Origin of the sequence: Sphingomonas sp. PP-CC-1A-547, from assembly GCF_003610375.1 — a bacterium.
Classification (GTDB): domain Bacteria; phylum Pseudomonadota; class Alphaproteobacteria; order Sphingomonadales; family Sphingomonadaceae; genus Sphingomonas.
The window spans coordinates 892,174-911,211 of record NZ_RAPZ01000011.1 but is presented as its reverse complement, the minus strand read 5'-3'; the positions used below and the strand labels follow the sequence as shown (position 1 = coordinate 911,211).

General features: G+C 66.4%; 17 protein-coding genes. 8 read left to right on the top strand and 9 right to left on the bottom strand.

Going from position 1 to position 19,038, the window contains the following annotated elements; genetic code table 11:
• Positions 1-99 precede the first annotated feature (99 nt).
• The 4 genes from C8J39_RS10385 to C8J39_RS10370 are packed head-to-tail and all read left to right on the top strand — an operon-like array spanning position 100 to position 5,383.
• Positions 100-1,464 (top strand): lipopolysaccharide biosynthesis protein, encoded by a 1,365-nt coding sequence (locus tag C8J39_RS10385; protein ID WP_243649882.1) that lies wholly within the window; start codon positions 100-102, stop codon positions 1,462-1,464.
• Positions 1,461-2,018 carry an RNA polymerase sigma factor gene (locus C8J39_RS10380; RefSeq protein WP_243649880.1) on the top strand — a complete coding sequence of 186 codons (558 nt, stop codon included), beginning with the start codon at positions 1,461-1,463 and terminating at the stop codon, positions 2,016-2,018. The genes C8J39_RS10385 and C8J39_RS10380 overlap by 4 nt, the downstream gene beginning before the upstream one ends.
• Positions 2,008-3,003, top strand: a complete 996-nt coding sequence (locus tag C8J39_RS10375) for a FecR domain-containing protein (protein ID WP_165895178.1) — start codon at positions 2,008-2,010, stop codon at positions 3,001-3,003. The genes C8J39_RS10380 and C8J39_RS10375 overlap by 11 nt, the downstream gene beginning before the upstream one ends.
• Complete coding sequence (locus C8J39_RS10370) at positions 2,963-5,383, top strand: TonB-dependent receptor (RefSeq protein WP_165895177.1); 2,421 nt, start codon at positions 2,963-2,965, stop codon at positions 5,381-5,383. Before C8J39_RS10375 ends, C8J39_RS10370 begins: the two co-directional genes overlap by 41 nt.
• 4 nt (positions 5,384-5,387) lie before the next feature.
• On the opposite strand, the gene C8J39_RS10365 is transcribed toward C8J39_RS10370, so the two are convergent.
• Complete coding sequence (locus tag C8J39_RS10365; protein WP_243649872.1) at positions 5,388-5,885, bottom strand: DUF2141 domain-containing protein; 498 nt, start codon at positions 5,883-5,885, stop codon at positions 5,388-5,390.
• A 232-nt stretch (positions 5,886-6,117) separates the two neighbouring features.
• Here C8J39_RS10365 and C8J39_RS10360 point away from each other — a divergent pair, with 232 nt between their 5' ends.
• Entirely contained in the window at positions 6,118-6,339 is a 222-nt protein-coding gene (locus C8J39_RS10360; protein ID WP_120300337.1) for a hypothetical protein, read from the top strand.
• A gap of 47 nt (positions 6,340-6,386) precedes the next feature.
• Here C8J39_RS10360 and C8J39_RS10355 read toward each other — a convergent pair whose 3' ends face one another.
• The 3 genes from C8J39_RS10355 to C8J39_RS10345 form a co-directional block, all read right to left on the bottom strand.
• The gene (locus tag C8J39_RS10355) at positions 6,387-7,283 is read right to left on the bottom strand and encodes a glycosidase (protein ID WP_120300539.1); all 897 of its coding nucleotides are present in this window, start codon (positions 7,281-7,283) and stop codon (positions 6,387-6,389) included.
• Positions 7,283-8,056, bottom strand: a complete 774-nt coding sequence (locus C8J39_RS10350; protein WP_120300336.1) for an SDR family NAD(P)-dependent oxidoreductase — start codon at positions 8,054-8,056, stop codon at positions 7,283-7,285. The genes C8J39_RS10355 and C8J39_RS10350 overlap by 1 nt, the downstream gene beginning before the upstream one ends.
• A gap of 69 nt (positions 8,057-8,125) precedes the next feature.
• On the bottom strand, positions 8,126-9,034 hold the full coding sequence (locus C8J39_RS10345) for a LysR family transcriptional regulator (RefSeq protein ID WP_120300335.1): 909 nt from the start codon (positions 9,032-9,034) through the stop codon (positions 8,126-8,128).
• A 100-nt stretch (positions 9,035-9,134) separates the two neighbouring features.
• Between C8J39_RS10345 and C8J39_RS10340 the strand changes: the two genes are divergently transcribed.
• Together C8J39_RS10340 and C8J39_RS10335 are read left to right on the top strand one after the other, a co-directional pair.
• Positions 9,135-10,340, top strand: coding sequence for an MFS transporter (locus tag C8J39_RS10340; RefSeq protein ID WP_120300334.1), 1,206 nt, complete (start codon positions 9,135-9,137; stop codon positions 10,338-10,340).
• 91 nt (positions 10,341-10,431) lie between these two features.
• Entirely contained in the window at positions 10,432-11,349 is a 918-nt protein-coding gene (locus C8J39_RS10335; RefSeq protein WP_120300333.1) for a hypothetical protein, read from the top strand.
• Positions 11,350-11,353: 4 nt separating this feature from the next.
• On the opposite strand, the gene C8J39_RS10330 is transcribed toward C8J39_RS10335, so the two are convergent.
• The 3 genes from C8J39_RS10330 to C8J39_RS10320 all read right to left on the bottom strand — a co-directional run bounded on the left by C8J39_RS10330 (position 11,354) and on the right by C8J39_RS10320 (position 14,434).
• Entirely contained in the window at positions 11,354-13,522 is a 2,169-nt protein-coding gene (locus C8J39_RS10330) for a histidine kinase dimerization/phosphoacceptor domain -containing protein (RefSeq protein WP_120300332.1), read from the bottom strand.
• A 183-nt stretch (positions 13,523-13,705) separates the two neighbouring features.
• Positions 13,706-14,149 carry a hypothetical protein gene (locus tag C8J39_RS10325; RefSeq protein WP_120300331.1) on the bottom strand — a complete coding sequence of 148 codons (444 nt, stop codon included), beginning with the start codon at positions 14,147-14,149 and terminating at the stop codon, positions 13,706-13,708.
• A gap of 93 nt (positions 14,150-14,242) precedes the next feature.
• The gene (locus tag C8J39_RS10320) at positions 14,243-14,434 is read right to left on the bottom strand and encodes a hypothetical protein (protein WP_120300330.1); all 192 of its coding nucleotides are present in this window, start codon (positions 14,432-14,434) and stop codon (positions 14,243-14,245) included.
• 273 nt (positions 14,435-14,707) lie between these two features.
• On the opposite strand from C8J39_RS10320, the gene C8J39_RS10315 reads away from it, so the two are divergent.
• Positions 14,708-15,424 carry a 2OG-Fe(II) oxygenase gene (locus C8J39_RS10315; protein WP_120300329.1) on the top strand — a complete coding sequence of 239 codons (717 nt, stop codon included), beginning with the start codon at positions 14,708-14,710 and terminating at the stop codon, positions 15,422-15,424.
• A gap of 150 nt (positions 15,425-15,574) precedes the next feature.
• Here the strand turns inward: C8J39_RS10315 and C8J39_RS10310 are convergent, their stop codons facing one another.
• Both C8J39_RS10310 and C8J39_RS10305 read right to left on the bottom strand, forming a co-directional pair.
• Positions 15,575-16,297: a L,D-transpeptidase gene (locus C8J39_RS10310; RefSeq protein WP_243649869.1), complete on the bottom strand. Its 723-nt coding sequence runs from the start codon at positions 16,295-16,297 to the stop codon at positions 15,575-15,577.
• Between the two features lies 1 nt (position 16,298).
• A complete protein-coding gene (locus C8J39_RS10305; RefSeq protein WP_183037973.1) occupies positions 16,299-19,031 on the bottom strand; it encodes a filamentous hemagglutinin N-terminal domain-containing protein in 2,733 nt (910 codons plus the stop codon).
• Positions 19,032-19,038 lie beyond the last annotated feature (7 nt).

The following is a 19,038-nucleotide window of genomic DNA, read 5'->3' as shown; positions in this document are numbered from 1 at the left end:
TTCCCGGCGCAGGCTATCCTCACTAAATATTTTGTCATCTCGCCGATCGCGCGGAACTTTCCGTTCGTCGGCGCAACGCTGGGCGTCTAAGCGCTCGCGATGCGTTCGCTTCTCCACCGTATGACGACCCGGCAGGCGCACTCCGCCAAAGCTGGACCGGGACGCGGCGATCGGTCGGGGTTATGGCTGGTGCTGGCGAACCTCGGCCACTTGCTCGGTGGCAAGGCGGCGGCGGGCGTCATGAGCCTTGTCTACCTCGTGCTCGTGACGCACCGGCTGGGCGCGGCCGATTACGGCGTTCTGGTGCTGGTCAACGCGTACGCTGTCCTGATCGGCAGCGTCCTAGCGTTCTCCGGTTTCCACGGCGTGGTGCGGTATGGCGGGCTAGCGCTTGAGGCAGGCGATCGGGCCGGGTTCGCGCGGATCGTCCGGTTCATGGCGGTGATCGAACTCGGCTGCGGCGCTCTCGCGGTCATCGTGGCGGCGTTGCTGGTGCCGCTGATCGGACCACGGCTCGGTTGGTCGCCCGACACGATCCGGATTGCCATCCCATATTCGCTCGCGGTGATCGCGACGGTCCGTGCGACGCCGCAGGGCCTGCTCCAGATCGCAGACCGGTTCGACCTGATCGGTATCCATCAGGCGGTGTCGCCGCTGATCCGCCTTGTCGGCGCGCTCGGAGTCTGGTTCGCGGGCGGCGGGCTGATCGGCTTCATCACGGTCTGGCTGATCGCGGCCGTCGCCGAGGGGCTGGCGATGTGGGGCTTTGGCTGGGTGGCGTGGCGCAAACTCGCCGCGGGCGAGCGGCTGCGCGGACCGTGGCGCGGCACGGCGCGCGATACCGAGGGGCTCAAGCGCTTCATCCTCATCACCAACTTCGACATCACTGTCCGGGAACTCGCGCCGAACCTCGCGCCGCTGACGGTCGGCTGGCTGCTCGGGCCAGCGGCGGCAGGGTTGCTCGCACTGACGCAGCGCGCGACGTCGTTGCTCGCCCAGCCGACGGTGCTGCTGAGCCAGGCAAGCTACGCCGTGCTCGCGGCGCAAGTGGCGCGCGGCGATCTCAAGGCGTTGCGGCACACGGTCTGGCGGAGCGCTGGGCTCGCTCTCGCGGTGGCGCTGCCGATCGTGTTGGTCCTCGCTTTCGCAGGCGACCGGTTGCTGGTCACACTCGGTGGCGCAAGCTTCGAAGGCGGCACGGTCCTCCTGATCCTGATCGCTGGCGCGCGTGCCGCAGGGCTCGCAAGCGCACCATTAGCCTCGGGACTGACAGCACTCGGACTGCCGGGCCGATCGATGACCATCGGCCTCGTCACCAGCCTCGCGCTCTACCCGCTGCTGCCCGCGATGCTGTGGGCGTTCGGGACCGACGGGGCAGGGTGGCACGCGCTGTTCCAGAACGGCGTCGCGATCGTCGCGCTGGCGGTGATGTTCCGCCGCGATGCGAAGGCCGGCCCGGCGTGACCTTGGGCGGACTCCGTGCCGTGTTCCTCGCCGAGCGTGCGATGCTGCTGCGGCTGCTGGTCGCGCGACTGGGCAGCGTCGAGGAGGCGGAGGATGCGTTGCAGGATCTGTGGCTGAAGCTGGAGACGGTGACCGGCGGCCCGATCGCCGAACCGCTCGGCTACATCTGCCGGATGGCGAACAACATCGCGGTCGACCGCCGCCGTCGCGCGGCGCGGCGGGCGGACCGCGACACGGACTGGCTGGAAACGCAGGCGACCGCCGACGAGCATCCCGATGCCGAACGCGCGTTGATTGCCCGCGAACGGCTCGGGCGGGTCGAGGCGACGCTCGCCGGCCTGCCCGATCGCGTCGCGACCGCGTTCCGCCTCTACCGGTTCGAGGACCTGCCGCAGAAGGCGATCGCCGATCAGATGGGGATCACCGTCAGTGGCGTCGAGAAGCTGCTGCACCGCGCGTATCTGCGAATTCACTTGCAACGGAGCAATTCCGGTGCGGATATCCCGCAGGCAGGACGTCTCACTCATGAGGAGGACCAGCGCGATGGTCGATGAGTGGGGCAAGGACGGCGATTACGGCCCAGGTTACGGCGAACACGCCGCGGCCGAGGCGGTCGCGTGGCACCTCCGTTTGTCGACTGCCGATGGTGGCGCATGGACGGCATTCGCCGACTGGCTGGAGGCTGACCCGCAGCATGCACGTGCCTATGACGCGTTGGCGGTTGCGGACGCGGAACTGACCGACGCGCTGAGCCCGCCAGACTGGTCGCAGGCGATCCCCCCGGTCGCCGCCAATGACGACCGACCGACACCGCGGCGGCGCTGGGTGATGGGAGCCGTCGGCGGACTGGCGGTCGCGGGGATCGTCGGCGTCATGCTGCCGCTGGAAAACCCGTCAAAGACGGCGGCACGGATCATCGAGACACCCGCCGGGGTTCGCCGAAGCGTGACGCTCGCCGACGGCAGCCGTATCGACCTGAACGGCGGGACCAGGCTGGCGGTCGACGACGGTAATGCGCGGCTGGTCACGCTGGAACGCGGCGAGGCGATCTTCCGGGTCACGCACGACATCGCGCATCCGTTCGTCGTCCAGTCGGGGACGATGCGGTTGCAGGACGTCGGCACCGTCTTCAACGTCGCCCGCGTCGGCACGCATCTTGGCGTCCAGGTTGCCGAGGGTGCAGTGATGTTCCAGCCCGAACAGGAGCGCATCATGCTGACCGCCGGTGCGGCGCTGTCACACGTCGATGGCGGCGCGCCACGGATGTCGGGTATCGCGATCAACGACGTCGGCAGCTGGCGTAAAGGCCGGCTCGTGTTCCAGCAGACGCCGGTGCGCCTCGTCGCCGCAGCATTGGAACGCAGCACCGGTACGGTCGTGCGCGTCGATCCCGGACTGGCGGAAACGCGGTTCACCGGATCGATCGGCGTGACGGGCGGAGCCGACAGCCTGATCCCGCGCGCGGCAGCGCTGATCGGCGCTCGAGCGGAGCATGTTAATGGCCGCTGGCGTCTGGTCGGAGGCCATGCCGGTCCGTAATTTAAACCTGGCCGTATCGCTTGTCGCCGCCACCCTGATTACACCGTCGCTGTCTACGCCCGCTCGCGCAGCGGAGCGGCGGGCGATCGCCGTTGCGCCGGGGCCGCTCGATCGCGCGATCGCGGTGCTTGCGCAGCAGGCGGGCGTCGATATCGGCAGTGCGGAGCCTGGATTGTCGCGCGTCATGACGCGAGGGGCGAGGGGCCGACTGACCGCGGCCACAGCCCTCGACCAGATGCTCGCAGGCACCCCGTACACCGGGCAACGACTTGGCGGAGGCAGCTTTAGGATCGTTCGTCGCGCTGTCGTCCGGCAGCCAGTCGCATGCGAACGCCAACCGAAACCGAGACTCCCCCTGACGCCGCCGCCGGTCGAAGTGTCGCCCGAAATCATCGTCACCGCGACCAAGCGCGCGACATCGCGACTACGCTTTCCCGGAGCGCTCACGATCCTGCGACCGGCAAGCGCCGTGAACATCCGCAACGATGCCGCAAACGGCATGGACGACGCGATCGCCACGACGCCGATCCTCCAAAGCACGGCGCTGGGTGCTGGTCGCAACAAGCTGTTCATTCGCGGGGTCGCGGACAGCAGCTTCACCGGCCCCACGCAATCGACCGCCAACGTCTATTTCGGCGAGGTACCGGTCGCGTATAACGGTCCCGAACCCGGCCTCAACCTGTACGACGTCGATCAGGTCGAAGTCCTCGAAGGGCCGCAGGGCACGCTGTACGGCGCAGGCGCGATAGGGGGAATCGTCCGGCTGGTGCCGCACGCGGTCGATCTGTCGGGGGTGTCGGCCAATGTGTCGGGCGGCGTCAGCGCGACCAAGTCGGGCGATCCGGGCGGCGATATCGCCGGGATGGTCAACATCCCGATCGAGAAGGGCGTCGCTGGCGTACGCGCGGTCGGCTACCGGGTCGTCGAAGGCGGTTATATTGACGATATCCGCCGCAACCTCCGCAACGTCAACCGCGTGGAGACCACGGGCGGACGCCTCGACGTCCGTGTCGTTCCGGCGAGCGGGTGGACGGTCGACGCGGGCGTCGTGATCCAGAATTTGACCGCCCCCGACCTGCAATATGCCGAGCGCGGAATGGGATCGCTCTCCCGCGCGTCCATACTCGCGCAGCCGTTCAGCCAGCAATATTTTCTCGGGCGTGTCGTGGTCGACAGGCGTTGGGAGGACGGGCTGCACCTCGTCTCGGCGACCGGGTTCGTCCACCGCGATGCGGAGACCCGGTTCGACGCCACGCGGCCGATCCGTCCGAACGCGGCGATCGCCTATGACACGGACGAACGCAGCCGCTTGTTCTCGCACGAGACACGACTCTCCCGCGCAAAGCCGAACGGCGCGGGTTGGCTGGTCGGCGTCGCGCTCATTCACGCGCGCGACGCCTATGCACGCAAATACGGCGCGCCCGACAAGCTGCGCGACATCGTCGGCGTCACCAACCGGACGCTCGACGCAGCGGTGTTCGGCGAAGCGGGGATCGCGATCAGCCCGGCGTTGACGATCACCGCAGGTGCACGACTGACGCACCAGCGCACCGACGGTGATCCGATCGCCAGGCTCAAGACGACGACCTATATCCGCGGTCGCAGTTCCACCCGGCTCGATCCGACACTAGGCATATCGTGGCTGCTTACCCCGACGCTGGCGGCGTATGCGCGCTACCAATCGGGTTTTCGGACCGGAGGGATCACGGTGGCGCCGGAGGTGGGTCGCGTTGCCGATCTCGTCCCCGATACAATCCACGTCGGAGAGATCGGCGTGCGCAAGGAGCGCCATGGACCGCTCGGGCTTTCCGCATCGATCGGTGCTTCGCTGACCGACTGGCGGCATATCCAGGCAGATTTGGTCGACAAATCCGGCTTTCCGTTCACCACCAACCTCGGCAACAGCCATATCTATGGGCTTGAGGCGAGCGCCAACTGGATGCCGCTGTCCGGCTTGAAGATCGACATGGCGATGTTCCTCAACGAGACCCACGTCGCCGATCCCGATCCGGCATTCCGGCGGCAGGTCGGCGCGCGGCTGCCCAACACGCCGCCGTTCGCGGTATCGGGAAGCGTCGGCTATGAATGGTCGCTCAGCGCCGATACGCACGTCAGCGTCGACGCGGGTTGGCGCTACGTCGGCCGGTCGACCGTCGGGACGCAGGCCCCGCTAGACGTTTCACAGGGGGAATATGGCAGCACGCACCTTGGCGGAACGTGGACGCGGAATAGCATTCGTCTGACCGCCACCGTCGAGAACCTGTTCGACGTCAAGGGAGACCGATTTGCGGGCGGCAACCCGTTCGCGCTGGCGGCGCGTAACGAATACACGCCACTGCGCCCGCGCACGTTCCGGCTGGGCGGCGCGGTCGGCTGGTGATCGATCAGCGGATCGGCTGCAGCGATCCGCCTTGCAGGTAGGTGAGGGTGACCGGCACGACCGTCGTGCCCGATCCGACACGCACCTGGACGATCTTCGGATCGGGCTTGCGCGAGAACAGCATGTCGAACAGCGTGACATGCGGATTGCCCGACGCCCCGCCGCCGTCACTGCGGTCGGTCTTGTCGTTGGCGTTGATGTCGTGGCGTACGTCGACCGCATAGACGCCGGGCCGATCGACCGGCATGCAGATGGCGACCCGGCCTTCGCGCGGCGTGGGAACTTCGGTGCGCAACAGCGTCTTTTTCTTGTCGAAATAGGTCGAGGGCGCCCCCCCGAACGTGCGGACACGAACGGTTCCGGTCCTCGCCTTGAACCCCTCGACGATGACCAGCATCGCCGGATGGGTACTGCCCGCCGTGCATTTCGCCGCGTCGGGACCGATCGGTTTGAAGGCGGCATTGGGCGTCATCGACAACGCCGCGAGATACAGGGCAATCATGGTTCGTGGCTTTCGGTTCTTTCGGATCGGGGTTCAACGCGGGCGCGTCGTACCCGGATCGGTGGATGTGCCGCTCGTTACAGGACTACCGCATCTTCAATATCTTACGGCGGAAAGTTCGTATCGTCGGCAAGATCCTCGCGCATGCAGAACATGACGAATTTCTCACGGAACACGGTGGCGGCTTGAACGGTATTTCAGGTCTTCCTGTAGTGGTTTCAAGGATACCGCCATGCGCTTCATCACCCTTCTCGCTCTTCCGCTCCTCGCGATGACGGCGTCGCCCGTGCTGGCGAAGGGCTGTATCCGTGGCGCTGCTGCCGGCGGCGTCGGTGGGCATTTTGTTGGTAAGGGCCATGCCGTTGCTGGTGCCGCCATCGGCTGCGTAGTAGCGCATCACCACTACGCCAAGCAGGCACGCGCGCAGAAAGCCGCTGCTCACGCGCACGGCTGATGATCAAGGGTCGCGGACGGTATGCCGCCCGCGACCCTTCTCCGTAGTCAGCGGCTATAGCGTCCGATTAACGCGCGCTTCAGCATGCGATCCTCGAGCGAATAATATAATGCAATCCGGTCTCCTTCCGCGACGGTGGACGCGGCGAACGCTATATCTGTCGCCTCGCGGCTCAGCGCAGGTGGGGGCACGAGCAGCGGTTCCAACCCGCGCCCCGTGACCCGCGAGAGATCGGGACTGAAGCTGATCCAGCCGATCCGCCACCGCGCATCATGCGTCGCGCCGTTGTAGAACATTACCGGGTCGGTGCCCTCCGCCTGCCAGATCGGCCCGGTCGACAGGTGCCAATTGTCCCAACTGTCCTCGCGTATCCCGAACGGATCGGGCAGCACGGTCCACGGTCCCTTTGCAGTGGGTCCGCCCGCCATGCCGATCCGCGACGCGCCATCGGCCGCGTATTCGTAGAACAGCCGCCAGTCGCCAGCACTCGTCTGCACCAGCGTGGCTTCCTTGATGTTGCCCTCGCCCGGGGGCGCCTTGAGGACCAGATCCTCCTTGACCAGCGCCGTCAGGTCGCGGCCGGCGGCGAGGATCATGCAGCCCTGCGAGCGGTCCGCATCGACGCCGGTGTAGTAGATCAGATATTCGTGATCGTGCGTCATCAGGACGGTCGGGTCCTCGCACCCACCCATGTCCTCCGCGCCGGGGCCGGGGGTGATCGCAAGCCCCGGATCCATCGTGAACGACAAGCCGTCGCGACTTTCGCCGCGGGCGATGATCCCGGTCGGGTCGTGCGGTCCGAGCGGATGGGGAACGCCGCGAACAAGGATCCGGTACAGGTCGCCTTCCTTCCAGACGAACGGGCTCATCAGGTCCATGCCGTCGATCACCGAATTGGCCGAGATCGCGACGGCGTCGAGCTGCTCCACCGCGTAGGTGACCATCACGCGCCCTGCGCCACGGTCAGCGACAGCGCGCCGTCGATCGTTACTGTCGTGCCGGTGATATAGTCCGCGACGGGCGAGAGTAGGAACGTCACCAGCGATGCTACTTCGTCTGGTCGTCCGGCGCGCTTCCACGGGATCGCGGCCTCCTTGGCGGCGAGCTCCTGCGGATGATCGAGCGCGGACTGGTTCATCGGCGTCAGGATCATGCCCGGCGCGACACCGTTGACCGCGATGCCCTTCGGCGCGAGTTCCAGCGCCAGCGTTGCCGTCAGTTGCGACAGGCCGCCCTTCGCGGAGTCATAATCGACGCCGCCGGGTCGCGGTGCCCGTTCGTGGATCGAAGAGATGTTGACGATGCGGCCCTTAGTATCCTTGGCTTCGAGGGCGCGGACCATGCGGCGGCAGGTCAGGAACGGGCCGTAGAGGTCGGAGCGGATGACCCGGTCGAACTGCGCCAGTTCCATGTCCACCAGCATCACGCCGCTCATGTTGAGGCCTGCGGAGTTGACGAGCAGCGTGACCGTGCCAAACGCTGCTTCCGCCTGCGCGAACAAATGTTCGATCGCGGTTTCGTCGCCGACATCGGCCTGGACGGCGATGGCACGGTCGGTGCCACCGATCGCCGCGCATACCGCCTGCGCCGCCGCCGCGTCCTTGAAATAGGTGATGACGACGCGCGCGCCGGCCTCACCTAGAGCCTTGGCGCAAGCGGCGCCGATGCCGGATTCACCGCCGGTGACAATAGCGATTTGATCGTTGAAGATGGTCATCCTTCCCCAACAGGCGATGCCACCCCGAGTTGCAGGAAATGACGGGATGACGCGCTTTTCACCTCGCCGTCATGCGATCCGTAGTCCGCTAGTCAGCGCATCGAGTAGCGCATCCACCTTTGGGCTCAGTTGACGTCGTCGGGGCCAGACCAGATGCAGCGGAAGCCCCGCCGTCGCCAGTTCGGGAAGGACCTCGACCAGGTCGCCACGCGCGAGTTCGTCCTCGATCAACCAGGTCGCGAGTTGCGCGATACCGAACCCAGCCTTGACCGCTCCGACCTGAGCCTCCGCGCTGCCGAGGACGATGCGGCCCTCCATGGCCCGCTCGTCGATACCGCCAGAGCCGTCGGCGAAGCGCCACTTGATCGTGCTGCCGTCGCCGCGCCCGTAGAGGATGCAGTCGAACCGGGCGAGATCGTCCGCCGATGCGGGTGTCCCGCGCCGTGCGAGATAGGCGGGGGCGGCGCAGATTATGACGCGTTCGCTGCCGAGATAGCGATGGCCGAGATTGTCCGGCCAGGGCTCCGACGCGCCGATCCGGATCGCGACGTCGATGCCCTCCTCGACGATGTCGATCTTCCGATCGGTGAAGGTGATGCTCGGGCGTAAATTCGGATGGCGTTCGGCGAAGGCGAGCAACAGCGGCATCGCCTGCATCCGCCCGAACGCGATCGGCACGTCGACCTTCAGCCGCCCGACGATCTCCGACCGGTGCGCCGCGAGCACTGCTTCGGCGTCGGCGAGATCCTCGAGAACGCGGACGCAGGTCTCGTAGAAAGCGGCGCCGACGTCGGTCAGCGTCAGGCGACGGGTGGTCCGTTCGAACAGCCGGCTACCCAGCCGCGCCTCCAGCCTGGCAACGCTCTTGCTGACCGCGGAGTTGGTCAGGTTCAGCCGTACGCCGGCCGCGGTGAAGCTGCCAGCGTCAGCGGTACAGACAAAAGCTTCGATGCCCTTGAGGCGTTCGGAGGGAATCATGCGAGTCCATTCTGGAATTATTGTCCCGCCATACGCGAAAACATGCCGCAGGACGTCGCTTTTCGTCGCGCGTAGAGACGGCAGCTACAGGAGTTTGCCAATGTCGTCCCCCGTTCGTCCTCTCAATGTCGCGCCACCCAGCGCCAAGTCCGCAGGGCATGGCTTGGCCGTGCTGCTGCTGGCGATCTCCGCGTTCGTGATCGTCACGACCGAGTTCATCATCGTCGGCCTGCTCCCGAGCCTGTCGCGCGACCTCGGCATCTCGATCACCGTCGCGGGGCAGCTCGTGACGCTGTTCGCGTTCACCGTGATGCTCGCCGGCCCGTTCCTGACCGCGATGCTGTCGCATTTCGAGCGCAAGCGGCTGTTCGTCATGATCCTCATGATCTTCGCGGGCGCGAACGCACTCGCCGCGGCCGCGCCGGACATCTGGGTACTGGGCCTCGCCCGGTTCCTCCCGGCGCTCGCCTTGCCGGTGTTCTGGGGAACGGCGAGCGAAACCGCGGGCGAACTCGCCGGCCCTGAGAAGGCGGGCAAGGCCGTCGCCAACGTCTATCTCGGTATTTCCGGCGCGATGGTGCTCGGCATTCCGCTCGGGACGCTGGCATCGACGGCATTCGGCTGGCGCGGGACGTTCTGGGGATTATCGGGGCTGTCGCTGCTCATGGCGGTGCTGTTGCTCGTGGTGATGCCAACGCTGGCCCGCCCCGCGCGCGTCAAGCTGGCCGAACAGGCGCGCATCCTGAAGGACCCGTATTTCCTCGGCAACGTCGTGCTGTCGGTGATCGTCTTCACTGCGATGTTCACCGCCTATACCTATCTCGCCGACACGCTGGAGCAGATCGCGCACATTCCCGCGGGGCAGGTGGGCTGGTGGCTGATGGGCTTCGGCATCGTCGGTCTCGCTGGCAACTGGCTGGGCGGACAGTTCGTCGGTCGCGGGCCGTTGCTGGTGACGGCGATCACGTCGCTGGTGCTGGCAGTCGGCATGGCGGCGACGACGTTGGTCGCGGGTTCGCATGCCTGGCTCGCGGTGGCGCTGGCCGTCTGGGGCATCGCCAACACCGCGCTCTACCCGATCTGCCAGGTTCGCGTGATGCAGTCGGCGAGCCACGCGCAGGCGCTGGCCGGCACGCTCAACGTGTCGATGGCCAATGCCGGCATCGGTCTCGGCGCGATCATCGGCGGCTCGGTGATCCAGCATCTCGGGCTCGGTGCAGTCGGCTATGTCGCCGCCGCGATCGCGATCCTCGCGGTGCTCGTCACGCCGGTGATCAACCGGTTGAAGACCCGGAGCATCGCGTAACGATCGGTTTTTGTGCGGGAATAGCTCGTCCCGCATTGGCCCGGCAGCCCGCCTTCACGCGTTCGACCTTTCCGTCATCAGGAACCCAGCCATGCCCAAAGTCTTGACTACGACCGACTATGCAGAGCGCGATGCCAGCATCGTCATCAACAGCTACACGACGGTGCTGCGCCGTCCGCGGGTTCCGCACGAAGTCTTCGCGACCTATTGGCGAGACGTCCATGGCCCGCTGTGTTCGCGTATTCCGGGACTGGCTTGGTACGTCCAGAACCATTTGAACCGCGAGCAGGACGCGCATCTCTGGCCGGTGATCGACGGGATCGCGGCGTTTGCGGACTATGAACTCGACGGCGGGGTCGAGATCGGCTTTGCGTCGAAGGCGGACCAGGACGTCTTCAACGCCGCGAGCCACATCCTGTTCGCCGACGAACAGAACATGTTCGCCGCCACCGTCGCCTATGCGCTGCCTAACGGATCGCGCACATTGGTCGACCGGATCGCGGATCCGATCCCCAATGGCGACGACGGCTTCGACCGTATCCACGTTCATTTCGGCGCGGCGGGCGATGATGCGCACGCGTTCGGTACGTTCATGACCGAGTTTGCCCGGACGCTCGCCGCTGACCCTGCGGTGCTTAAACTGCGGCTGCACTTGCCGGACCGCTACGACAATGCCGAGCCCGCGCCGCCTGCACCCAATGTCGATCATCTCGTGCCGGCCGATCGTGCACTGATCGCGGTGATCGAATTGGCCTTCGAGAGCCCGCTCGCACGCCGCGCTTTCTTCGAGTCCGACATTTTCGTCGCCACGCAGGGCGCGCAGAAAGCGAACATCGCGCGTGTCCAGGCGTTCGCGGTCAGCGGCATCTACACCTATGTCCGCGACAAGCAGCTGACGACGGCAGGTCTGCGGGGAAGCCGTCAGGCGCAGTTGATCGAACGGCTCGGCGCCAACAATCAGGTCGCGGACGACGTGCGTCACCTGATGCATACGGGCTCGACCGAGTAGCGGATCAGGCGTGCGGGAGGTCGTCGTTGATCGGCGCGCCGATGGTGACGCGGAGGCCGGGATCGTTGTCGGCCTCCTCGATCGTGCCGGACAGCCGAGCGACCATGGACATGAGCATCCGCGACCCGAACCCGGTCCCGGAACTTGCCTTGCCGCGACCGCGGTCGGCGACGATCAGCCGGAAGCGGTTGCGATGCTGTTCGAGCGCGATCGTGATCGGTCCCGACCCACCGGCATAGGCATATTTGTTGGCGTTGATCACCAGCTCGGTCAGGATCAGCCCGACGCTGACCGCGCGATCGGTGGAGATCAGGATCGGCGCGAGTTCGAGTTCGATCTGGCCGCCCCATGACTTGTCCATTGTCGATTTGATCTCCGTGCAGAGGTCGCCGATGTACCGCGCGAGATCGACCGCCTGGACGTGCTCGTCCGAGTGCAGTCGGCGGTGGACCATCGCGACCGCAGAGAGACGTCGCTGCGCCTCCGCCAGATGCGCGGTCAGCACGTCGTCGCCGACCGCTCGCGCCTGAAGGCCGAGGAACGCGGACACGAGTTGCAGGCTGTTCTGGACGCGGTGATGGACCTCCTTGATGAGATAGTCCTTCTGTAGCAACAGGCTCTCATTGTCGGCGATCGTCGCGGTCAGCTCGCGGTTCACCTCGAACAGGCGACGGTTCTGGCGGGCATCGAACATCGTACGCTTGAGGCGCCCGGCCGCCTCGATCTCGAACAACGTCCACGGTACCGATCGGCCACGGACTGCCTCGCTCCAGCTTTCGAACGAGGCGCGCGGTGTCAACGGGATGTGAGGATCGACGCCCAGATCCTTGTGCGGGTTGCCGGCCCAGTTCATCACCTCGATCTGCTCGGCACGAAACCAGATCAGGATCGTCGGCTCGTCGGTCGACATCGTCACCGCGAGAACGCCGCTGGCGAGATCCTGGAAACCGGTGGCGGCGGGCAGTTGTTCCGACAACCGGTCGGTTGAGAAGGGCAGCGCCCGGCCGAGATCGATGACATGATCGGCGACCGCGCGGATGTCGTCGTGGCGCGGCGAGCGGCCGGCGACGAACAATTCGGTCCCGCGAACCGCCGCAAAACTGTCGGCACCGAGCATTCGGCACATGTCGTCGCCCGCTGTCGCGAAAAAGCCTGCGAGCGATATGTCGCTGCCGAGCCTAAGCACGACCGCATCCTCGGCGGTACGGAGGCGAATGCGCTCGCGGTAGAGCTCGGCATCCTCCTTCGCGCGGATCTGGCGGGCAAGGCTCCCGGCAAGTGCACGGCAGGCCATGCGGACATGCAGTGGCAGGAACTTCGGCGTCGGATGGTGGCAGGCGACAAGGCCCCACAGCGCGCCGTCGCGGACGATCGACACCGATGCCGACGCCGCGACGCCCATGTTGGCGAGATATTGCAGGTGGATCGGCGATACGCTGCGCAGCGCGAGATCGCTCATGTCGAGCGGCGTCGCACCGGCTGGACGGAGCAATGCCGGTTCATAGGCGATGTCGGGAATGATGCGGACACGGTTCCGAACGTACAGCGCGCGCGCCTGTTTCGGGATGTCGGACGCCGGGAAATGCTGGTTCAGGAAACTGCCGAGCGCCGGATCGCGGTCCTCGGCCAGAACGACCCCGGCATCATCGTCGAGAAAGCGGTACAGCATCACCCGGTCGAACCCGGTCAACTGGCGAAACGTCCTCGCGGCGCGTTCGCACAGTTCGCGTAAGCCGAACGCCTGTTCGAACGTCGCCGCGGCTTCCTCCATCTCCACCAGCACGTCGATCGGGGACGGCATCGCTATGGGGGCGGGCTCGAGTTCGACGACGATGGTGTTCGACACGCGGTGCGCAATGGCGTCGAACGGCGTTCCGGTGCCGACGATCCGCGCGAGCACGACCGTGCTGGCGTTGGGCTTGGCCGCGAGTTGCGCCGAGACAGGTTGGCCGAGCAGCTCGTCGAGGTTCGCGCCGAGCCAATGCGGCGCCAGCAACGTCTCGATGTCGCCCGCACCCGCCATGATCTTGAAGGTGCAGGCGTCGGCAACGAGGACGAGGCCGTGCGGCTGGATCGATCCTGGCCGGTGGATCGGTTCGCGGTCGCAGGCGGAAACGTCCGGGCCGTGCGATCGTGCACCGCCGTCTATCGCCTCGGGTAGGGAACCAGGCATGGCGGGTGCAATCCAGACGGAGGCGATCCGACACCGCAATGAGCCGTATCGTTACGCTAACGATACAGAAGCCGTCGGTGCGATCTTGTCAACGACCTGGATCAGGCGGAAGTAGTTATTGCGTTGTCGATACCGAACTAGCGCCAACGTCTTGAGTTTCTAGTATACGCCGGGATCGCTGGACTATCGTGCGAAGCAGGCGTCCATTGCCACGACCCGCGCCGCGCCGTCGGTATGCGTCGCGTCACCTGGATAATAGCGCATCGTTCCGCCCAGCTTCGACAGTTCGTCTCGTGTGAGCCAGCCCTGGATCTTGCCCTGTTGCACCGCCCAGCAATCCGCGGCGGCTTCGCCCGGACCGAAGATCTGGTGCGCGCATTCGTGTGTGTACCAGAAGAGTTGCTGTGCGCGCGGCAAGTCGAGGACGCGCGGGTGGAGGATGATGCGACCCTTGTACGCGGCGGCGATGTCGTTGATCGGCTGGATCATCGTGTCGACCGGTCCGCAGGTCGCGCGGTAGCCAGCGAGCAGGAGCGCGCCCGGCAATACCACCGTCTGCGCGGCCGAGGGTTGCGGGATAACTGCGAGGAACGCCGCGGCGGCGCCGGCGAGAAGATTTTTGAACATGACTATCCTGGCCCCGCGAGGCGCGAGGACGAGTAAGAGCAGATTTGGGGAAGCATTGGTGGGTCGAGCGTTCGGCGCGCGACCCGCGAGCGCCTACCGAAAGCGCTCGGTGTCCCGGTTCTTGATCCGCTGCGAGACGCGCTGGTCCTGTGCTTCCGCGGCAACAGCCGTCGCCATCGCGCAGGCAGCGCCGCGCTGGAATGCGGCGGTCGAGCGCGGTCTATCCGCCAAGGGTGCGCACGTGCCGGACCGCAGTCCCGCACCCACGAGATACCTCGTGTTCATGGTAAGTCTCCGCCGATGTCGTTCAATCGCGTCACCCAAGGCTCACGCCGGCAGCGGAGCGGGGGATGTTCCCGAACTCTTCGGTAGGTGCGATTTATGCGCATCCATGAGGGCTGCGGTTCGCGATGTAGTCGCGCAACCGGCCTAACCTATGTTGGTCGTACATGATAAACGTCGGTTATCTGATAAGGATGCACGTTGTACGAAACTTAACCTGCTTTATAGATCCAAGTCATAATTCATATCGTGATTCTTGTGAGTATTGCGGACTTTATGACTAATATTGAAAGCCTGGGCGCCAATTCGTACGCACGATCCACCGATCGTCGCGATGGTCAAAGCGAAGCGCTTGGCAGGGCGAACTCTGCCGAGCAGGTGCGCGATCGGATCCTGTGCTATCCCGGCACGGTCCGGATGCCGGCGAAAGGCATGGAGCTTTATATCGTTCGCGATTTTCTCACGCTCGACGAATGCGCCGCGGTGATCGCGCTCATCGAGGCCAATCGCGTGCCGTCGCCGGTCGTCGGCGATGCCCCGGTGTCCCCGCACCGTACCAGCGAGACGTGCTACCTCTATCCCGGACCGGCGCCCGTGACCGCGGTCGAGACCAAGCTCGACCTGCTGACGGGGCTCGAGCCGCGCTACGGCGAAGCGTTGCAGGGGCAGCGTTACGCGGTCGGGCAGGAGTTCAAGCCGCATCACGACTATTTCGATACCGAACAGCCTTATTGGCTGGATCAGGTGACGATGGGCGGCCAGCGAACGTGGTCGGCGATGACTTTTCTCAACGAGCCCGAGGCTGGAGGGCGCACGAACTACCCGACCGCGGGGGTGATGATCGCGCCGAAAGCGGGCAACCTCGTGATCTGGAACAACATGGACGAGTATGGCGCGCCGAACTCAGGGTCGCTCCACCAGGGAATGCCGGTCGAGCAGGGCGTGAAGTACGTTCTGACGAAATGGTACCGCGAACGGCCTTGGTGCCAGTGAAGTAGGCCCTCCTAATCCTCCCCCGCTAGGGGGAGGTGGCTGGCTTTTGCCAGACGGAGGGGGAGGAAAGGGTAACACCGGTTCCGTGTCCGCCCCTCCGTCACCTGCGGTGCCACCTCCCCCTGGGCGGGGGAGGATCAGCGAGATCCGCTACTTCCCCTCGACCGGCACGGCGAACACGCTCCGCAGCGGCTTGGTCTCGGGCAGGATGTAGACGATTCCGACGGTGCCGGTGAACAACGGCTTCACCACATCGTCGTAAAATCCCGGCGGCACATTCACGCAGCCATATGAAATCCGGTTATCGCTCGGTGTCGCCGATGCGAGCCGTCCGGCGCGATCGTCGACGCGGCGACCCTTGATCACGCGGTGCAGCGACAGCGCGGCATCATAGTCGATCCACAGGATATCCTGTTCGAAATCGCGCCCGAGCGAGGCCTGGAAGCGACCTGCCGGCGTGGTGCGCTCGGCGGGCGTAATGGTCGCGAGCTTGCGCTGGCCGATACCCGGCACGCTGACGTCCCCGCGTGCCATCCCGAGCAACGCCGGCGCCCGCCCGCGAAGATTGCCACTGCCATCGAACGCGAGCACGACCGCATTCACCTTGTCGATCACGACGAACGGCAGCGCGTGATTGTCGTGCGACGTCGACACCCAGTTCACCGTGTCGCGCACGTCGTCGGACGTCGCCACGCCGCCGAACCGGCCGGCATCGTCCGACGCCACAGTCGCGACAATAGCAGCCGGCGCGGGGGACGCCGCGATGCCCGGTACGGCGGCGGCGCTCGCAACGATTCCCCAGCCTAGCAGTGCCTGCCAGCGCGAAAACCAGCGAGCGGGCGCCGAGACGCCACGCCGCGCAGTCCCGATCATCTCAATGACGCGCCTGCTTCCGCGGATAATTGGGCACGGCTGGCGTGTTGGGCGGCGTAGGCTGCACGAACGGGCGTTCGACGACCGGTTGCACGACCTGCGGCGTTTCGGGCGTTTCTACGATCACGGTGCCCGGCCGTTCTGGCGTCGGATACGTTACGCCACCCTCCACGACCTCGATCGTCGGCGGCGTCGGTACGCGCACCGTCACCGGCGGAACATCAAGGAACGGCCGCGTAGCATTGGGCAGATTCGGAACAGGCGTGAGGGGCGGCGTCGGGGTGAGGGGCGGCGTGAGTACTGGCGGAGGCGTAGGGGTTGGTGTCGGCGTTGGTGCCGGTGCCGGTGCCGGAGCAGGCGCCGGTGCGGGCGCCGGTGCTGGAGCGGGCGCTGGTGCCGGAGCAGGCGCTGGTGCCGGAGCAGGCGCTGGAACCGGGGCAGGCGCTGGTGCTGGTGCGGGCGCCGGTGCGGGTGCCGGGGCAGGCGCTGGAGCAGGCGCTGGTGCCGGAGCGGGCGCTGGTGCCGGTGCCGGGGCAGGCGTTGGTGCCGGCGCTGGTGCCGGTGCAGGCGCTGGAGCCGGTGAAGGCGCTGGAGCTGGAGCTGGAGCTGGTGCCGGAGCAGGCGCTGGTGCCGGGGCAGGCGCTGGAGCCGGTGAAGGCGCTGGAGCTGGAGCTGGAGCTGGAGCTGGTGCCGGAGCAGGCGCTGGTGCCGGGGCAGGCGCCGGCGCTGGTGCCGGGGCGGCAGCCGTAATCGTCCCCGTCGTCCGGAACCCGGCGACGCAGCACGAACTCGCCAGCGCATATTGGTCCGCGTTCGCGCCGGTCAGCGTGTAGCCGCTGAAGCTGACGCCGATGCCCGTGCCCTCGCCGGTGCTGTCGAACGTCGCGGTCGCGTTCGGGCCGGCGACCAGCGATACGCCGGTCGGCGTGCCCGAGGTGCCGTTGGTGTTGAACCCGCTCAAGACCGCCGCATTCGTGCCGTCGGCGACCTTCTGCGCGGTCGGGAACAGCAGCATCCGCTGCGTGATCGCCGCGCCCTCGGTCAGGACGAACTCGGTCGAGAAGTCGGTCGGCGTGGTGTACGAGACCGGGTTGTAGTTGATCGACACCGGTGCCGCGGTGACCGTGGTCGGTGGCGACAGCGCGGAGAACACGATCGTGCCGCCGTTGACGCCCGGCCCGGTTCCGTCCGACCCAGCGATCAGCGTGAGGCCGACCGGCAGGCCGAGGCTCTGCGCCGGAATTGTCGTGCCGCGAGTCAGCGTGACCGCCGCGTCGATCATCACGTCATGCCCTGCGCACAAGGCGATGTTGCCGTCGGTCGTCGTGATCGCGTGGAACACCTGCACGTTGCGTCCGGCGTTGAGCAGGATGCTGCCGTTGGTCGTGGTCAGGTCCGCGTTGACGTTCACGTCGCGGCCACAGCAGGCGACGATGTTGCCGTTGGTGGCAGTGATCGGCGCGTTGATGTTGACGTCGCGAAACGCGTTCATCGTCAGCGTCGTCGGCACGCCCGACGCGGTCCAGGCTACCGCGTCGTTGACGAAAATGTCGCCGTTGCCCGTGGTGGTGTCGCCCGCCGCGGGGATCGTGCTGATCGTGATGCTGGTCGTCACGAGCTGTGCCGACAGCGTCGCGCCCGAGATGTTGCCGCCTGCGCCGATCACGTAATCCTGCGGATCGATCAGCCACATGCCCGTCGCGCCGGACCGCGCGAAGGTCGAGACCTTTGCGCTATCGGCGACGTTCACGGTCGCCGCCGACGTCTCGATGAAGCCGCCATTGCCGCCGACCGGTGCGCTTGCATCGAGCGTGCCGGCGAGGCTGACCGTGCCGGTCTTCATGTCGCCGAGCAGCAGGATCGTGCCGCCGCGGTTCTGCAACGTGCGCGCCTCGACGATGCCGGTGTTGTTGACCGCGGTGTGGAGCAGGTCGCCAGCGCCTTGCGCGGTCATCACGACCTTGCCGCCGTCGGCGCGGATCAGCCCGCCGTTACGCACCAGCGCGCCGACTGCGCCCTTGTCGACTGCGACGTTGAGCAGCCCGTCGCCCGCGACGTCGAGCGTGATCGCCTCGCCGCTCGCCAGCACGACCGTGCCGAAGTTCGCCTTGATCGTGCCGCTGTTGCCGACGTTTGCGCCCAGCAACGCGACGTAGCCGCCCTTCGCGGTGATCTTGCCATCGTTCTGGACCGAAGCGCCGCTCGTGCCCGCGAAACTGTTCTTGCCCGCGAGGAAATCGGCGTCGGAAATGTTCAGCGTCGATGCCACGAGGCCGCCGACGTTAACGTTGGCGGTCTGGCCGAACAGGATGCCGTTCGCATTGACCAGGAACACCTTCCCGTTCGCCGACAGATTGCCGAGGATGACCGACGGATCGGTGCCGAGCACGCGGTTCAATGCGACCGAACTGCTGTTGGGCTGGTCGAAGACGACGCTCTTGCCCTTGCCGATCGAAAAGGACTGCCAGTTGATCGCTGCGCGGTCGCTGGTCTGCGTCACGGTGAGCGACTTGGTGCCGGTCGCGATGCTCGCCTGGCCCGCGACGACTTCGCCGCCGGTCGGGAGCGTCTGCGCCTCGACCGGGCGCGCTGCCACCGTGCCCGCGAGGCTGAATCCGATCAGCCAGGCAAACCGCGCGAGGCCGGTGGTGCCGAACAAGCCGCCGCGCTTGGTGCGCGTGACGGTGGGAGCGGGGCGACGGGTGTTTCTGATCGACGAAGGGATGGGGGTCATGTGCGGT

Bases quoted from the DNA above. Each gene is read 5' to 3' on its own strand.
- C8J39_RS10385 (WP_243649882.1), top strand. From the start codon at position 100: ATGCGTTCGCTTCTCCACCGTATGACGACCCGGCAGGCGCACTCCGCC.
- C8J39_RS10375 (WP_165895178.1), top strand. From the start codon at position 2,008: ATGGTCGATGAGTGGGGCAAGGACGGCGATTACGGCCCAGGTTACGGC.
- C8J39_RS10370 (WP_165895177.1), top strand. From the start codon at position 2,963: ATGGCCGCTGGCGTCTGGTCGGAGGCCATGCCGGTCCGTAATTTAAAC.
- C8J39_RS10365 (WP_243649872.1), bottom strand. From the start codon at position 5,885: ATGATTGCCCTGTATCTCGCGGCGTTGTCGATGACGCCCAATGCCGCC.
- C8J39_RS10360 (WP_120300337.1), top strand. From the start codon at position 6,118: ATGCGCTTCATCACCCTTCTCGCTCTTCCGCTCCTCGCGATGACGGCG.
- C8J39_RS10355 (WP_120300539.1), bottom strand. From the start codon at position 7,283: ATGGTCACCTACGCGGTGGAGCAGCTCGACGCCGTCGCGATCTCGGCC.
- C8J39_RS10350 (WP_120300336.1), bottom strand. From the start codon at position 8,056: ATGACCATCTTCAACGATCAAATCGCTATTGTCACCGGCGGTGAATCC.
- C8J39_RS10345 (WP_120300335.1), bottom strand. From the start codon at position 9,034: ATGATTCCCTCCGAACGCCTCAAGGGCATCGAAGCTTTTGTCTGTACC.
- C8J39_RS10340 (WP_120300334.1), top strand. From the start codon at position 9,135: ATGTCGTCCCCCGTTCGTCCTCTCAATGTCGCGCCACCCAGCGCCAAG.
- C8J39_RS10335 (WP_120300333.1), top strand. From the start codon at position 10,432: ATGCCCAAAGTCTTGACTACGACCGACTATGCAGAGCGCGATGCCAGC.
- C8J39_RS10330 (WP_120300332.1), bottom strand. From the start codon at position 13,522: ATGCCTGGTTCCCTACCCGAGGCGATAGACGGCGGTGCACGATCGCAC.
- C8J39_RS10325 (WP_120300331.1), bottom strand. From the start codon at position 14,149: ATGTTCAAAAATCTTCTCGCCGGCGCCGCCGCGGCGTTCCTCGCAGTT.
- C8J39_RS10320 (WP_120300330.1), bottom strand. From the start codon at position 14,434: ATGAACACGAGGTATCTCGTGGGTGCGGGACTGCGGTCCGGCACGTGC.
- C8J39_RS10315 (WP_120300329.1), top strand. From the start codon at position 14,708: ATGACTAATATTGAAAGCCTGGGCGCCAATTCGTACGCACGATCCACC.
- C8J39_RS10310 (WP_243649869.1), bottom strand. From the start codon at position 16,297: ATGATCGGGACTGCGCGGCGTGGCGTCTCGGCGCCCGCTCGCTGGTTT.
- C8J39_RS10305 (WP_183037973.1), bottom strand. From the start codon at position 19,031: ATGACCCCCATCCCTTCGTCGATCAGAAACACCCGTCGCCCCGCTCCC.